The sequence below is a fragment of the Micromonospora sp. NPDC047707 genome, assembly GCF_040704235.1.
Lineage (GTDB): Bacteria > Actinomycetota > Actinomycetes > Mycobacteriales > Micromonosporaceae > Micromonospora.
The window spans coordinates 92881-108664 of the sequence record NZ_JBEYSU010000012.1; the positions used below are offsets into that span (position 1 = coordinate 92881).

Sequence of the window (15784 nt, forward strand, 5' to 3'; positions counted from 1 at the left end):
CCGCGCGCGTGCGCGGCCGGCCGCCGGCACCCCCCCAGGACGCTTCACACCACGGACGGAGAGAGATCATGAACCTGCCACCGGTCGTGTCGTCGGAGGAGTGGCAGGCCGCGCGGGAGCGGCTGCTGGTCAAGGAGAAGGAGGCGACCCGGGCCCGGGACGCGCTCGCCGCCGAGCGCCGCCGGCTGCCGATGACGCGGATCGAGAAGGAGTACGTCTTCGAGGGCCCGGCCGGGAAGGCCCGCCTGGCCGACGTGTTCGAGGGGCGGCGGCAGCTCGTCGTCTACCACTTCATGTTCACGCCGGGCTCGGCGCACCGCTGCGAGGGCTGCTCGATGTTCGTCGACAACCTCGGGCATCCGGCCCACCTCAACGCCCGGGACACCACGCTCGCCCTGGTCTCGCGGGCCCCGCTGGCCGAGATCACGCCCTTCCAGGAGCGCATGGGCTGGTCGGTGCCCTGGTATTCGTCCTACGGCACCGACTTCAACGCTGACCTCGGGCTGACGTCGGAGGCGGGGGAGGCGTTCGGCCTCAGTGTCTTCCTGCGCGACGGCGACGACGTGTACCGCACGTACTTCACCACCGCCCGCGGCGTGGAGGCCCTCGGCAGCAACTGGACGTTCCTCGACCTGACCCCGCTGGGTCGCCAGGAGACCTGGGAGGACACCCCGGACGGGCGGCCGCAGACCACGCCGTACAGCTGGTGGCGGCTGCACGACGACTACGACAAGTAGGCCGCGCGGTTCCGCGTACCCCGGACGGAAAGGACCATGATGGACGTCAACGAGAGCGAGGCCGGGCCCCGGGCCGGCCGGCGGGAGTGGGTCGGGCTCGCGGTGCTCGCCCTGCCCACGCTGCTGCTGGCGCTCGACCTCAACGTGCTCTACCTGGCGCTGCCGCACCTGAGCGCCGACCTGGCGCCGGACGCCGCCCAGCTGCTGTGGATCATGGACATCTACGGGTTCATGATCGCCGGGTTCCTGGTCACGATGGGCACCCTCGGCGACCGGATCGGCCGGCGGCGGCTGCTGATGATCGGTGCGGCCGCCTTCGGCGTGGCCTCCGTCGTCGCCGCGTACTCCACCAGCGCCGAGATGCTGATCGCCACGCGGGCGCTGCTGGGCGTCGCCGGTGCGACGCTGATGCCGTCGACCCTGTCGCTGATCAGCAACATGTTCCGCAACGCGCAGCAGCGCACCATGGCCATCGGCATCTGGATGAGCTGCTTCATGATCGGCTCGATCATCGGGCCGCTGATCGGCGGCGCCCTGCTCGAGGGGTTCTGGTGGGGCTCGGTGTTCCTGCTCGGCGTACCGGTGATGGTCGTGCTCCTGATCGCCGCGCCGGCGCTGCTGCCCGAGTACCGCAACCCCGACGCCGGCCGTCTCGACCTGGTGAGCGTCGCCCTCAGCCTGGCCACCGTGCTGCCGGTGGTCTGGGGCCTCAAGGAGCTGGCCAAGGACGGGTTCGGGGCACCGCCGCTGCTGGCCATGGTGGTCGGGCTCGTGATCGGCGTGGCCTTCGTCCACCGGCAGCGCCGGCTCGCCCACCCGCTGCTGGACGTGCGCCTGTTCGCCAACCGCACCTTCAGCGCCGCGCTGCTCATCATGCTGATCGGCGGGGCCACCATCGGCGGCATCGCGCTGCTCTTCGCCCAGTACGCCCAGCTCGTCGAGGGACTCTCGCCCCTGCGCGCCGGTCTCTGGATGCTGCCGTACGCGGTGTCCATGCTGATCGGGTCGATGCTGGCGCCGATGATCGCGCAGCGCGTCGCGCCGGGCTACGTGGTGGCCGGCGGCATGGCGATCGCCGCGGTCGGCTACGCGCTGATCGGCCTGGTGGGTAGCGCCGGCGGGCTCGGGCTGGCGGTCACCGGTCTGGTGATCGTCTACCTCGGATTCGGCCCGGGAGCCGTGCTGGGCACCGACCTGATCATCGGTGCGGCGCCGCCCGAGCGGGCCGGCTCCGCGTCGTCGATGTCCGAGACCAGCACCGAACTGGGTGTCGCGCTCGGCGTCGCGCTGCTGGGCAGCGTCGGCACGGCGGTCTACCGCGGCGAGGTGGCCCCCGCCGTCCCCGCCGGCCTGCCGGGTGAGGTCAGCGAGGCGGCCGAGGAGTCCCTCGCCGGCGCGAGCACGGTCGTCAGCCAGCTGCCCGAGCAGACCGGCGCGGCACTGCTGGAGGCGGCCCGGGAGGCGTTCACGAGCGGCTTCAACGCGGCGGGCGTGGTGAGCGCCGGGCTGGCCGTGCTCCTCGCCGTGCTCTCGGCGCTGCTGCTGCGGCGGGTCCGCCCGACGGCGGAGCAGCCGTCGGCCGACGCGGCGCAGGGGAGCGGGGAACCGGCGGCCGGCACCGGCGGCTCCCCGGAGCCCGCGCGGCAGTAGCCCCACCGACCGCGCACGGCGGCCGGGGCGCCGCCCCCCGCACCCCGGCCGCCGTGCGCGCCGCTGGGCCCCGAGGGGCCCGCGTCCGTTGACCACGAGGTCTCGCGTCCTCCGGCGGCGGGAGCCGGTCCGAATGCCTCCTGGTCAACGCGCTGTCGCCGCCCGGCCCCGGAACGGGGACGGGCGGCGACGGTTGGTCTGTCGGGTCAGGATGCCCCGGTGTCGGGCAGGGCGAGCCACCACGGGTTGTCCCGGGCCCACCCGACCGTGCGGGCCAGGCCGTCGCGCAGCGGCACCTCGCACTTCCAGTCGAGCATCGTCCGGGCCCGGGTGGTGTCCGGGATGCGGCGGGCCAGGTCCTCGTAGGCGGTGCCGAGCACCGCCCGGGTGTCCACGTCGGACCGGGCGGCGCCGCCGGTCAGGGCGCCGATCAGCTCCACCACCTCGGCGATGGTGTTCTCCACCATGCTGCCGATGTTGAACGACTCGCCGACGGCCTCCGGACGGTCCGCCGCGGCGAGCGTGCCGGCGACCGCGTCGTCGACGAACGTGAAGCAGCGCGTCTGCCGGCCGCGGTCGTAGACGACCACCGGCCGGCCGTTCAGCGCCCGGTGCACCGAGCGGCTGACCAGGTACGCCGGCCGCTGCCGGGGACCGTAGACGTTGAAGTACCGCACGATCGTCGCGGCCAGCCCGTGCTGCCGGCCGAAGGCGTACGCGAGGTGCTCGGTGAGCGCCTTGCTCGTCGAGTACGTCCAGCGGTCCGCCGACGTCGCGCCGAGCACCCGGTCGTCGTCCTCCCGCCACGGCACCGCCGGGTTCTTGCCGAACACCTCGCTGGTGCTGGCGAGCAGCACCCGGGCGTCCGCCCGGCAGGCCAGGTCCAGCACGGTACGCGTGCCGGTGACGTTGATGTCGATGACGTCCAGCGGCCGGGCGAGGTACTGGTCCACGCCGACCACGGCGGCCAGGTGGTAGACCACGTCGACGCCCGGGGCGATCGCCTCGGCGAGCCGCCCGGCGTCCCGGACGTCGGCCTGCACGAACCGGACCTGCCCGGCCCACGCCGGACGTCCCGTCGCCGGGGGCGCGCCGTCGACGACGGTCACCTCGTCGCCCCGCGCCACCAGCCGCTCCACCAGATGGGCGCCGATGAATCCGTACCCGCCGGTCACCACGACCCGCGCGCTCACCGGCCGATCCCCCGGTAGTGGAAGCCGGCCGCCCGTAGCTCGGCGATCCGCTCCCGGCTGTAGTAGGCCCGCCCGTCGAGCACCAGGCACGGGCGGGTGACCGGCAGCGCGGCGAAATCGATCCCGGCGAACGGCCGGTGGTGCGCCAGCACCGCGACGCAGTCCGCGTCCCGTACGGCGTCGTCGAGGTCCGCCACCGGGCGCAGGCCGAACAGCTTCTCGGTCTCGTCCGGGTCGACCAGCGGGTCGTGCAGGCGCACCGCGCACCCCGCCTCCCGCAGCGCCTCGACCGCCGGCAGCACCGGCGTGGCGCGCAGGTCCCCGGTGTCGTTCTTGAAGGCCAGGCCGAGCACCGCCACCCGCGCCCCACGTGCGGGGCGGCCGAGCGCGGCCAACTCGTCGAGGATCAACCGCGCGGTGTACGCGGGCATCCCGGCGTTCACCCGTCGGCCGGCCGGCGCCGTCAGGATCTCCAGGCCCCGCTGCTGCGCCGAGTGCCAGACCATCCACGGGTCCTTGGTCAGGCAGGAACCGCCCACCCCGACGCTGGGCAGCAGGATGTTGATGGTGCCGGTGCCCTTCGGGATGCCGTTCGCAGCCTGGATGACCTCCAGGACGTCCACCTCGTACAGCGCGCTGAACTTGGCCAGCTCGTTGGCGAGGGCGATGTTGAGGTCGATCCACCAGTTGTCGGCGAGCTTGACGATCTCCGCGGCCTCCAGCGACTCCACCGGGATCACGTCGACGCCCAGCGCGCGCCGCCAGAACGTCTCCGCGTCCCGGGTGCTGCCGGCGTCGAGGCCGCCCGCGACGATGGGGAAGGTCCGCAGCTCCCGCAGCGCCGTGCCCTCGGCGAGCCGCTCCGGCGTGAACGCCAGCCCGAAGTCGGTGCCGCCGACCAGCCCGCCGCCGGCGAGCAGCGGCAGCACGAAGTCCCGGGTGGTGCCGGGCGGGACGGTGCTCTTGACCACCACCAGCTGGCCGCGGCGCAGGTGGCGGCTCAGCTCCACGCAGGCGCCGCGCAGCTGGTCGTCGGCGAGCGACCCGTCCAGCCGTACCGGGGTGCCGACGGTCACCAGGACGACGTCGGCGTCGGCGACCGCCGCGTAGTCGGTGCCGACCCGCAGCCGGCCCGTGTCGACACCCGCCCGGAGCAGGTCCGCGAGGTCGGGCTCCTCGAAACGGCAGTACCCGCGGCGCAGCTCGTCGACCAGGTGCGGGTCGACGTCCACACCGGCCACGTCGAGGCCCCGCTCGGCCAGCACCGCCGCGATGCAGGCCCCGACGTAGCCGAGGCCGATGACCGCCACCCGTGGGTCTCGTCGGTCGGTCAGAACACCCATTTCAGGCTCCAATCAGGATGCCGGCCGGCCCCGACGGGCCGGCTGGTCACCCGTAGGTCTTGACGAACTCCCGGATCGACGAGACGACGTAGTCGATCATCTCGTCGGTGAGGCCGGGGTAGACGCCGACGTGGAAGGTCTGGCTGGTGACGATGTCGCTGTTGGTCAGCTCGCCCACCACCCGGTAGGGCTGGCCGGCGTACGCGGGGTGGCGGGTCAGGTTGCCGGCGAACAGCCGCCGCGTGCCGATCTTCCGCTCCTCCAGGAAGTCCACCAGCTCCGGAACGGTGAACGGCGCTCCCGGGACGACGGTGATGACGAAGCCGTACCAGCTCGGGTCGCTGCGGGGCGTGGCCTCCGGCAGCAGCAGGTGCGGCACGCCGTCGAGGCCGTCGCGCAGCCGCCGCCAGTTGTGCCGGCGCGTCGCGCAGAACTCGTCGACCCGGGCCAGCTGGGCGAGCCCCAATGCGGCCTGGAGGTCGGTGGTCTTCAGGTTGTACCCGACGTGCGAGTAGATGTACTTGTGGTCGTAGCCGTCAGGCAGCGAGCCCATCCGGTGCTCGAAGCGCTTCATGCAGGTGTTGCTCTCGCCGGGCGCGCACCAGCAGTCGCGTCCCCAGTCCCGCAGCGACTCCACCACCCGCGCGAGCACCAGGTTGGAGGTCACCACGCAGCCGCCCTCACCCATCGTCATGTGGTGGGCGGGGTAGAAGCTCGCCGTCGCCAGGTCACCGAAGCTGCCGGTGGGCCGGCCGTCGTAGAACGACCCGACCGCGTCGCAGTTGTCCTCGACGAGGAACAGGCCGTGCTCCTTGGCCAGCTCGGCCATCTCGGCGACCGGGAACGGGTTGCCGACCGCGTGCGCGAGGATGATCGCCCGGGTCTTCGGGCCGATCGCCGCGGCGACCCGCTCCACGGTGGCGTTGTAGGTGCCCAGCTCGATGTCGACGAAGACCGGCACCAGCCCGTTCTGCAGGATCGGGTTGACGGTGGTGGGGAACCCGGCGGCGACGGTGATCACCTCGTCCCCGCGCCGCAGCCGCCGGTCGCCGAGCTGCGGCGACGTGAGCGCCGAGACCGCGAGCAGGTTCGCCGACGACCCGGAGTTGCACAGGTGCGCCTTGCGGACCCGCAGCTTGCGCGCGAACGCGGACTCGAACCTGCGGGCGTTGCGCCCGGCCGCGATACGCAGGTCCAGCGCGGCCTCGACCAGCGCCACCCGTTCCTCGACCCCCAGCACCGCCCCGGACGGCCAGATCTCCGTCACGCCGGGAACGAAGGGCCGCTCCTCCTGGATCTCCTGGTGGTACTTGCGGACGCTGTCCAGCAGCAACGCCTTCTGTTCGTCGCTCATCGCATCTCCCTTGCGGATTCGGCCCGGCGGCGGGCGGGCGGGTGGCCGGCGCCGGTCATGCGGCGATCTCGACCCGGGTGTGGTCGCCGACGACCAGCCGGCTGCCGGTCGTCGGGCCGGGACGGACCGTGGCGGACCGGCCGATCAGCGAGCCCTGCAGGCCCCGGACGGCGGTGATGGAGGCGCCCTCCAGGACGATCGAGTCGGTCACCTCGGTGTCGGTGAGCCGGCAGCCGCGGCCGATCGCGGTGTGCGGCCCGATGCGGCAGCCCTGGACGACGGTGTCCGCGCCGATCACCACCGGCCCCTCCACGCGGGAGGCGACCACCCGGGCGCCGGGCGCCACCACCACCGGTCCGGTCAGCTCGCTGGCGGCGTCCACCTGACCGGCCACGTCGCGGGCCAGGCCGTCGAGCAGGTGCCGGTTGCAGGCCAGCAGGTCCTCCACCCGGCCGGTGTCCCGCCAGTAGCCGTGGTACTCGCTGGCGCGGACGTCCGCGCCGGCACTGACCAGCCACTGCACGGCGTCGGTGATCTCCAGCTCGCCCCGGCCGCTCGGGGTGATCGCGTCGACCGCGGCGTGCACCGCCGAGGTGAAGAAGTAGACCCCGACGAGGGCGAGGTCGCTGCGCGGGTGCCGGGGCTTCTCCACCAGCCGCCGTACGGCCCCGTCCGGGCCCAGTTCGACGACGCCGAAGGCGCGCGGGTCGGCCACCTTGTGCACGAGCACGTGCGCGGCCGGCCGGCGGGCGCGGAACTCGTCGGCGTACCGGGCCACGCCGTCGGGCAGCATGACGTCGCCGAGGTACATGAGGAAGTCGTCGTCACCGAGGAACCCACGGCCCACCCGGACGCAGTCGGCCAGGCCACGCGGCTGGTCCTGGCGCAGGTACGTCAGCCGTACGCCCAGCCGGGAGCCGTCGCCGAGGGCGTCGGCGATCTGCTCGGCCCAGCCGCCCACCACCACCCCGACGTCGGTCACGCCGGCGGCGCGGACCGCGTCCAGCACGTGCTCCAGCACCGGCCGGTTGCCCACCGGCACGAGCTGCTTGGGCATCGAGTAGGTCAGCGGGCGCAGCCGGGTGCCGGAGCCGCCGGCGAGCACCAGGGCCTTCACCTGGCCCGCCCTCGGGAGCGCCCGGCCGTCCGGTCAGCCACCGGCCGCGGCCCGTCGCTGGTCGACGGACTTGCGCAGGCTGTCCGCCACCGTTCGTACGTCTGCATCGGTCAACCCCTGGTGCATCGGTAGGAGGAGAGTGGTCCGCGCCGCCTCGTCGGCGCCGGGCAGGTGCCCGCCGTCGCCGTACGCGGGCACCCGGTGCAGCGGCGCGTACCGGAAGGTGGTGTAGATCCCGAGGTCCAGCAGGTCCGCCGCCACCTGGTCGCGGATCGCCGGGTCGAGCTGGACCCAGTGGAAGTAGTGCGAGCTGACCTGGCCGTCGGGCACCGGCGGGGGGAGCCGGACCCCCTCGGCGTCGGTCAGCAGCCGGTCGTACGTCCCGGCGATCTCCCGCCGGCGGGCCACGAACTCCGGCAGCCGGTGCAGCTGGACCAGGCCGATCGCGGCGGTCAGGTCGTTGCCGACGACCCGGCGGCCGTACTCCCGGACCGTGAGCTCCCACCAGCGGTGCGGCACGCCCTTGCCGGCGGCGGAGAAGCCGCTGGCGTGTTCGAGGCCGTGGTACGCCAGCCGGTGCGCCCGCCGGGCCAGCTCGTCGTCCCGCACGTGCAGCATCCCGCCGTCGCCGGTGACGAGGATCTTCATCGCGTCGAAGCTCCACATGGCGATGTCGCCGAAGCTGCCGCAGGCGCGGCCGTCGACGGTGGACGCGACGGCGCACGCCGCGTCCTCCACCAGTGCCAGCCGGCGCTGCCGGCACAGCTCCGCGATCGCCGCCACCTCGCCCGGCACGCCGCCGTAGTGCAGCACGATCACCGCCTTGGTGGCGGGGGTGAGCGCCCGCTCCACGTCGGTGACGGTCGGGTTGAGGGTGTGCGGGTCGACATCGCAGAAGACCGGCCGGGCGCCGGCGGCCGCGATCGCGTTGGCCGCCCCGACGAAGCTGATCGACGGCAGCACCACGTCGTCGCCCGGCCCGAGGCCCAGCAGTTCCACGGCGAGGAAGAGACCGGCGGTGGCCGAGGTGATGAAGATGGTCCGCTCCGGCGCCAACCCGGCGTGCTCGGCGAACTCCCGCTCGAACTGCCGGGTGCGCGGCCCGTGCCCCAGCCAGTTGCTGTCGAACACGTCGCGCACGGCGTCGAGCTCCGCCGCGCCCAGCGTCGGCTGGAAGACGTTGATCATCGGTTCTCCGGGTGGTCGGGGCGGGCTGGTCCGCCGGCGGCGGGACGGGCGCGGATCGGCCCGCGCGCGACAGGGCGCTCAGGGCGCGACGGGTCGCCCCGGCGGCGTCGCACGTGCGGGGCCGCCGCCGGGGGAGGGTCGGGCCGGGGTCAGGCCCGGTGCCGCCGGGCCGGCGGGGTCAGACCCGGTGCCGCCGGGTCAGCTTCTCCAGCACGGGCACGATCTCGGTCGGGCTCGGCGTGGCGAGCAGGTCCTCGTACAGCGAGTCCGCGCCCTCCCGGAACGACGGCTCGTCCAGCACCCGGACCAGCTGTTTCTGCATCGCCTCCACGGACAGGTTCTTGATGTCCAGGACCAGGCCGGCGCCCCGCTGCGCCACGCACCGGGCGGTCACCGACGACTCGATGTGCTTGGTCGCCATCGACCACTCCAGGCCGTCGGCCTCGATCGTGATCATGCCGTTGTCGTCGTCCGAGTCGGTGATCAGTTGTGGCACCCGCAGCGCGGCCGCGCTGGCGAACGTGCCCATGCCCCCGTGGTGCACGAGGGCGGCGCAGAACGGCAGCAGCTGGGTGAGGGGCAGGTAGTCCAGCGCCCGGACGTTCTCCGGCAGCTCGGGGATCCCGGCCAGCTGGTCGGCGTTCAGCGTGGCGACCACCTCGACGTCGAGGTCGGCGACCATCCGGAGCAACCCGGGAACGTGGTCCCAGCCGCCCTTGAAGTACATCCGCTGCGACAGGCCCAGGGACAGCGCGACCCGGGGCCGTTCGGGGCGCCGGTGCAGCCAGCGCGGCAGCGCCTCCTGCGCCGCGAAGGGCACCCACCGCACCGGCACCGTCCGGACGCTGGTCGGCAGCCGTACCCCGGCCGGCGTGGGGTCGACCGTCCACTGGCCCAGCAGCAGCTCGTCGTCGACGTCCAGGCCGTGCCGCTCGGCACCCGGGCGCATCGTCTCGACCAGCGGGTTGGCCTCCGGGCCGGGGCCCGGGCGCGCGGCCCGTTCGGCGAAGCGGTCCATCGTGGACGCGAAGTAGTCCAGGCCCCACAGCAGCCGGGCGTGCGCCGCGCCGGCGGCCCGCGCCGCCACCGCCCCGGCCGGGAAGCACGGGTCCCACAGCACCAGGTCGGGCTGCCACGCGCGGGTGAACTCCACCAGGTCGTCGAGGACCGGGTGCGGGTCGGCGGCGGTCGAGCCGACCGGGTGGAAGTCCCACATGGACGGCAGCATGAACTGGTAGAAGACGTCCCAGACGTCCTTGTCGGCCGGCGAGAGGTCCAGCGCGGCGGTGATCCGGTCGAGCCGCTCCTTGACGCTGCGCGGCTGCGGCCGGCCGGGACCCATCGGCATGAGCTGCGGGTCGCCGACCGCGACCGGGGTCAGCCCGACGGCCTTCGTGCTGTCGGCCAGGATCGGATGGGAGGCGACGCGGACCTCGTGCCCGGCGCTCTGCATCGCCCAGGCGAGCGGGACCAGCGGGTACAGGTGGGCCGGGTTCGGCCACAGGGCGAAGACGACGCGCATGTCTCTCCTCGGGTGTGCGGGGCCGGATGGTCTGCGGCGCGTCAGGGCTTGCGTCCCACGCCGGCGTACATCCGTTCGGTCGACGGGGCGTCCGGCTCGTCGGGCCGCCACCGGCCGGTCGGCACCAGGCCCGGCGGCACGAGGACGAAGCCGTCGAACAGCCCGCGGATGGCCGCGGTCGACCGGTAGACCATCGGCGCGGTGGCGTTGCGGTAGCTCTCCTCCATCAGCGCGCGCTCCTCGGCCGGCGAGCCCTCCACCGCGAGGTGGGACAGCGCCAGGTACGAGCCGGGCGCCATCCGGTCCCGGAACGCGCGGAGGATCGACGCCGGGTCCTCGCTGTCGCGGACGAAGTGGAAGACCGCGACGAACAGCACGGCGACCGGCTCCGAGAAATCGATCAGCGCCTTCGTGTCCGGGTGGTCGAGGATCGCGGCGGGGTCGCGCAGGTCGGCGGTCAGGATGGCGGTGTTGGCCCGTTCCTGCTCGGTGAGCAGCCGCGTGCCGTGTTCGGCCACCGCGGGGTCGTTGTCGACGTAGATGACCCGCGGGGCGGTCACCGCCCGCTGCGCCACCTGGTGCGTGTTCTCCTGGCTCGGCAGCCCGGCGCCCACGTCGATGAACTGCCGGATCCCGCACTCGGCCGCCAGGTACCGCACGACACGACCGAGGAAGCGGCGGTTCTCCCAGACCACGTCCCGGGTCAGCGTCTGACCGACCCGGCCGATCACCGCCTCCGCCGCCACCCGGTCCACCGGGTAGTTGTTCGTGCCGTGCAGGAAGTAGTCGTACATCCGGGCCGGTGAGGGCCGCTCCACGGACTCGGTCGACATCGGAAGACTCCTCGATCGTGGGTGGGTGGGTGGACGGCGGGCGGGGCCGGCCCGGGACGGGCCGGCCCCGCCGGTCAGCCGGTGACGGGGCTGCTCTGGTGGGACAGCAACTGCGGGCGCTCGCCCTCGCGCCGGACGATGATCCAGGTGGCGCGGATGTGCCGGTCGGGCGCGATGCCGCTCTCGCCGGCCAGGATGATGCCGCCGCCGGTGACCACCATCGCGGCGTCCGGGTGCAGCATCCGCAGGGCGACCGGGTAACCCTTGACGTACGCGCCCCGGTAGGGGCCGCCGAACCCCTTGGCCATGTACGCGCGGATCTCCTCGCGGCTGGTCAGCTGCTCGTCGCCCATCAGCAGGCTGCCGTTCTCGGCGAAGATGTCGGCGAAGAGGTCGGCGTCGTTGGCCTTCCACGCCGCCTGGATGAGCTGCGGGACGGCCAGGATCGCCCGTTCCTCGGCGCTGGGGAAGTCGCGGACGTAGGCGGGATCCTCGGTGACGCCGGCGGCGCCGAGGATCTGCGTCGCGTCGCCCCACCGCGTCGTCGCTGTGGTGGTCATGATGCGCTCCTCGCGGGATGTCGGGCGGGAGTCACCAGCGCAGCGTGGCGCCGGCGCCACGGGGGCTGTTCTGGTAGCCGGCGAGCTTCCACTCGCCGTTGCGCCGGACGCAGACCCAGGTGGAGCGGACGGCCAGCTCGGGCGCGATCTCGGTCTCGCCCGGGGCGAGGATGCCGCCGTGGGTGCGCAGCAGGGCGACGTCGTCGTTGACGAAGCGCACGTCGACCGGGTTGCCGGTCACGCCGGTGCCCTTGAACGGGCCGGCGTAGGCGGCGGCCATGAACGAGTAGATCTCGTCGCGACCCTTCTTGAACACGTCGCCGGGGAGGATGAGGATGCCGTCGTCGGTGAACGTGTCGGCCACACCGGCGGCGTCGTTGCGGCTCCAGGCGCCGACCAGGCGCAGCGGGACGCCCAGCACCTCCTTCTCCTTCTCGCTGGTGAAGGGGCCGTAGTAGGCGTCGAGGTCGGGCCGGGTGGCCTGCGTGGTCGTGGACATGGGGTGTTCCCTTCCCTCGGGTGCGGCGGGGCCGGCCGGCGGCCGGGACCACGCCGGGTACCGGTGGTGATCGCTCCCTGAATCGTGGCCGGGGCCCGTCACTCAACGCATCTTTGTGATTGCGCTACCGGGCGGTGGTCGCCCTCCTGGGCCGGCCGACGGCACCGGCAACACCGCACTTCGAAAGATGCGGGGCTCCGCGTGCGCCGCAGACGATGCCAAGGGCACCCGGGGCACGTCAGGACCGGCCGACCGGGTCCGTTCCGCCGCCTGTGCCGGGGACCACGCCGTACCGGGTCACCGACCCGTGGCACACCCGGCACGCACCGTGCCCCCGGGGTGGGCGGAACCGCCGAACACGACGACTTGCGAGGAGGTCAGGGTGGACGTCACCCAGACAGTGCCCGGCCCGGAGCTGGTGCGCCGCGCGGCCGAGCTGGTGCCCCTGTTGCAGAAGCACGCGGGCTGGTCCGAGGAGAACCGCCGCCTGCACGACGAGGTCGTCGAGGCGATGGGCGACGCGGGCGTGTTCCGCATGCGGGTCCCCCGCCGCTACGGGGGGTACGAGTCGGACACCCGCACCCTCTGCGACGTGGCCGCCCACCTGGCCCGCGGCGACGGCTCCGCCGCCTGGACCGCCTCGGTGTGGTGGATCCCCGGCTGGATGGTGGGGATGTTCCCGGACGAGGTCCAGGACGAGGTCTTCACCACGCCCGACGTCCGCGTCTGCGGCACGCTCAGCCCGACCGGCAGCGCCGAGCCCCGCCCGGGCGGGGTGCTGCTCAACGGCCAGTGGGGTTTCATCAGCGGCGCCTGGCACAGCCAGTGGCAGGAGATCATCGCGATGGGCGCGGCGCCGGACGGCACGCCGATGCCGGTGATGATGCTCGTGCCGATGACCGACCTGGAGATCGTCGACGACTGGCACACCGCCGGGATGCGCGGCTCGGGCAGCGTCACCACCGTGGCGCGGGACGTCTTCGTCCCCGCCGAGCGGGTGCTGCCGCTGCCGGCGGTCCTGCAGGGGCAGTACGCGTCGAAGCGCAACGCCGACTCGCCGGTGTGGCGGGCGCCCCTGCTCGGCGTCGCCGCCGCCTCGTCGGTCGGCACGGTGCTCGGCCTGGCCCGGGCCGCCCGCGAGGCGTTCCTGGAGCGGCTGCCCGGCCGGAAGATCACGTACACCAGTTACGACAGCCAGGCCGACGCGCCGGTGACCCACCTCCAGGTGGCCGAGGCCACGCTCCGGACCGACCAGGCCGAGTTCCACGCCCACCGGGTCACCGCGCTGGTCGACGAGAAGGGCCGCTCCGGGCAGCCGTGGACGGTGGAGGAGCGGGCCCGCTCCCGGGCCGACGTCGGCGCGGTCTGCCAGCTCGGCCGGGCCGCGGTGGACGTGCTGGCGATGGCCAGCGGCGGCTCCTCGATCTACAGCTCGGTGCCGATCCAGCGGATCGCCCGCGACGTGCAGACGGTCAACCTGCACGCCCTGATGACCCCGCACACCAACTACGAGCTCTACGGCCGGGTGCTCTGCGGCCTGGAGCCCAACAGCCTCTACATCTGACATCGGGCCGGCCGCCGGTGGCACCGGCGGCCGGCTCCCGCAGCACGCCGCGCCGGCGGCCCGCCTGGCGGCCCGGCGACGAGGAGGGGTGGATGTACGACTACGTGATCGTGGGCGCCGGTTCCGCGGGCTGCGTGCTGGCCGCGCGGCTGAGCGAGGATCCCGACGTCCGGGTCTGCCTGATCGAGGCCGGCCCGGCGGACACGGCGCAGAACGTGCACGTCCCGGTGGCGTTCGGCCGGCTGTTCCGCACCCAGCTGGACTGGGACTACGACACGCACGACGAGCCGCACCTGAACCGCCGCCGGATCTACCTGCCCCGCGGCCGGGTGCTCGGCGGCACCAGCTCGATCAACACGATGATCTACATCCGTGGTCACCGCTCCGACTTCGACGGCTGGGACCAGCCCGGGTGGCGCTACGACGAGCTGCTGCCGTACTTCAAGCGCTCCGAGGACAACGAGCGGGGCGAGTCGGCGTACCACGGGGTCGGCGGGCCGCTCGCCGTCTCCGAGGGCCGGGCCCGCAACCCGATGTCCGCGGCCTTCGTGGCGGCGGCGCAGGAGGCCGGCTTCGGCGCCAACGACGACTTCAACGGCGCCGAGCAGGACGGCTTCGGCCTGTTCCAGCTCACCCAGCGGGACGGCCGGCGGTGCAGCACCGCCACCGCCTTCCTGCACCCGGCCGCCGACCGGCCCAACCTCACCGTCGAGACGAACCTCCAGGTGCACCGGGTGCTCGTCGAGAACGGCCGCGCGGTCGGCGTGGTCGGCCAGCGGCTCGGCGAGGACGTCGAGATCCGTGCCGAGCGCGAGGTGGTGCTCTCCGCCGGGGCGTACAACTCGCCGCAGCTGCTGATGCTCTCCGGCATCGGGCCGGCGGCGCTGCTGACCGCGCTGGGCCTGCCCGTCGTGCTGGACCAGCCGCAGGTCGGGCAGAACCTCCAGGATCACGTCCTGGTGCCGCTGATCTACGCCCACTCGCACCCGGTCAGCCTGCTCGCCGCCGACACGCCGGAGCACCTGGAGCAGTTCATGACCGAGGGCCGGGGGCCGCTCACCTCGAACGGGCCGGAGGCGGGCGGGTTCGTCCGTATCCGCGACGGCCTGCCCGCGCCGGACGTGGAGTTCCTCGCCGCGCCGGTCATGTTCGCCGACAACGGGCTGGGCACCCCCACCGACCACGCCCTGTCGTACGGCCCGTCGATGCTCGCCCCGCGCAGCCGGGGCAGTGTGCTGCTGGCCCTGGACGACCCGACGGCGAAACCCAAGATCATCCACAACTACTTCGCCGAGGAGTCCGATCTGGACGACGCGGTGGCGGCGCTGCGCATCGGGCTCGACATCGCCCGGCAGCCGGCGCTCTCGCCGTACACCGAGCGGCCGTACCGGCCGTCGGCCTCGGAGTCCGACGCCGACCTGCGCGACTACGTCCGCCGGTACGCGCACTCGATCTACCACCCGGCCGGCACCTGCGCCATGGGCGCGGTCGTCGACGCGGAGCTGCGCGTGCTCGGCGTCGACGGGCTCCGCGTCGCCGACGCCTCGGTGATGCCGCGCCTGGTCAGCGGCAACCCGAACGCCGCGACCATCGCCATCGGCGAGAAGGCCGCCGACCTGCTCCGGGGTGTCCCCGCCCCGGTCGAGGCGGCGTTGACCGCCGGCTGACCCACACCCCGTGTCCACCGACCCGGCGCCCCGCGCCGGTGCATCCCGCGAGGAGCAGACATGACCACCAAGGCAGCGTCGCTGGTCACCCAGGCCAAGCAGTGGGCCACCAACTACGGCGCCTACAGCAACGGCGAGGAGGGCCACTCGCTGACGGCCCCGCTGCGGGTCCGTGCCAACTGGGACGCGGGCGACGCCGACGCCGTCGCCGCCATGTTCACCGACAACGGCAGCATGCTGATGGGCGACGAGCAGTTGAAGGGCCGGGAGGAGATCCGGTCCTGGCTCGCCGAGGCGTTCGCCGGCCCGTACAAGGGCTCGCGGCTGCGCTTCGAGCCGGTCGAGATCAAGCTGCTGCACGCCGACTGCGCCTTCATGGTGGCCGAGGGCGGCTTCCTGCTGGCCGGTGAGGACGAGGTCGCCCCCGAACGGTCCAGCCGGATCACGTTCGTCTCCGTCCGTGCCGACGGCGACTGGCGGGTCCTGTCGTACCAGTCCAGCCCGGTCAAGGGCTGAGCCCACCCCTTCCCCGAGAGCGCGCGGGACCGACGCGGCCG

14 protein-coding genes are annotated in these 15784 nt (G+C 73.5%); 5 read left to right on the forward strand and 9 right to left on the reverse strand.

Annotated features, from left to right (window positions below):
* Positions 1 to 68 precede the first annotated feature (68 nt).
* A complete protein-coding gene (locus tag AB0873_RS15970; protein WP_366600496.1) occupies positions 69 to 737 on the forward strand; it encodes a DUF899 domain-containing protein in 669 nt (222 codons plus the stop codon).
* Between the two features lie 39 nt (positions 738 to 776).
* Positions 777 to 2387: an MFS transporter gene (locus AB0873_RS15975; protein ID WP_366600556.1), complete on the forward strand. Its 1611-nt coding sequence runs from the start codon at positions 777 to 779 to the stop codon at positions 2385 to 2387.
* Between the two features lie 206 nt (positions 2388 to 2593).
* On the opposite strand, the gene AB0873_RS15980 is transcribed toward AB0873_RS15975, so the two are convergent.
* The 9 genes from AB0873_RS15980 to AB0873_RS16020 all read right to left on the reverse strand — a co-directional run bounded on the left by AB0873_RS15980 (position 2594) and on the right by AB0873_RS16020 (position 11996).
* Positions 2594 to 3580 carry an NAD-dependent epimerase/dehydratase family protein gene (locus AB0873_RS15980; protein ID WP_366600498.1) on the reverse strand — a complete coding sequence of 329 codons (987 nt, stop codon included), beginning with the start codon at positions 3578 to 3580 and terminating at the stop codon, positions 2594 to 2596.
* A complete protein-coding gene (locus tag AB0873_RS15985; protein ID WP_366600499.1) occupies positions 3577 to 4923 on the reverse strand; it encodes a nucleotide sugar dehydrogenase in 1347 nt (448 codons plus the stop codon). Before AB0873_RS15985 ends, AB0873_RS15980 begins: the two co-directional genes overlap by 4 nt.
* A 46-nt stretch (positions 4924 to 4969) precedes the next feature.
* Entirely contained in the window at positions 4970 to 6277 is a 1308-nt protein-coding gene (gene rfbH / locus AB0873_RS15990; protein WP_366600501.1) for a lipopolysaccharide biosynthesis protein RfbH, read from the reverse strand.
* 55 nt (positions 6278 to 6332) lie between these two features.
* Positions 6333 to 7394 (reverse strand): glucose-1-phosphate thymidylyltransferase, encoded by a 1062-nt coding sequence (locus AB0873_RS15995; RefSeq protein ID WP_366600503.1) that lies wholly within the window; start codon positions 7392 to 7394, stop codon positions 6333 to 6335.
* A 33-nt stretch (positions 7395 to 7427) separates the two neighbouring features.
* Positions 7428 to 8582: a DegT/DnrJ/EryC1/StrS family aminotransferase gene (locus AB0873_RS16000; RefSeq protein ID WP_366600505.1), complete on the reverse strand. Its 1155-nt coding sequence runs from the start codon at positions 8580 to 8582 to the stop codon at positions 7428 to 7430.
* Between the two features lie 178 nt (positions 8583 to 8760).
* Positions 8761 to 10104 (reverse strand): nucleotide disphospho-sugar-binding domain-containing protein, encoded by a 1344-nt coding sequence (locus tag AB0873_RS16005; RefSeq protein WP_366600506.1) that lies wholly within the window; start codon positions 10102 to 10104, stop codon positions 8761 to 8763.
* A 41-nt stretch (positions 10105 to 10145) separates the two neighbouring features.
* On the reverse strand, positions 10146 to 10937 hold the full coding sequence (locus AB0873_RS16010) for an SAM-dependent methyltransferase (RefSeq protein ID WP_155331742.1): 792 nt from the start codon (positions 10935 to 10937) through the stop codon (positions 10146 to 10148).
* A gap of 74 nt (positions 10938 to 11011) precedes the next feature.
* Positions 11012 to 11497: an SgcJ/EcaC family oxidoreductase gene (locus AB0873_RS16015; RefSeq protein WP_155331743.1), complete on the reverse strand. Its 486-nt coding sequence runs from the start codon at positions 11495 to 11497 to the stop codon at positions 11012 to 11014.
* 31 nt (positions 11498 to 11528) lie between these two features.
* Positions 11529 to 11996 carry an SgcJ/EcaC family oxidoreductase gene (locus tag AB0873_RS16020; protein ID WP_366600507.1) on the reverse strand — a complete coding sequence of 156 codons (468 nt, stop codon included), beginning with the start codon at positions 11994 to 11996 and terminating at the stop codon, positions 11529 to 11531.
* Positions 11997 to 12378: 382 nt separating this feature from the next.
* Here AB0873_RS16020 and AB0873_RS16025 point away from each other — a divergent pair, with 382 nt between their 5' ends.
* The 3 genes from AB0873_RS16025 to AB0873_RS16035 all read left to right on the forward strand — a co-directional run bounded on the left by AB0873_RS16025 (position 12379) and on the right by AB0873_RS16035 (position 15743).
* The gene (locus tag AB0873_RS16025; RefSeq protein WP_366600508.1) at positions 12379 to 13560 is read left to right on the forward strand and encodes an acyl-CoA dehydrogenase family protein; all 1182 of its coding nucleotides are present in this window, start codon (positions 12379 to 12381) and stop codon (positions 13558 to 13560) included.
* Between the two features lie 92 nt (positions 13561 to 13652).
* Complete coding sequence (locus AB0873_RS16030; RefSeq protein WP_366600509.1) at positions 13653 to 15227, forward strand: GMC family oxidoreductase N-terminal domain-containing protein; 1575 nt, start codon at positions 13653 to 13655, stop codon at positions 15225 to 15227.
* 60 nt (positions 15228 to 15287) lie between these two features.
* Complete coding sequence (locus tag AB0873_RS16035) at positions 15288 to 15743, forward strand: SgcJ/EcaC family oxidoreductase (RefSeq protein ID WP_366600510.1); 456 nt, start codon at positions 15288 to 15290, stop codon at positions 15741 to 15743.
* Positions 15744 to 15784 lie beyond the last annotated feature (41 nt).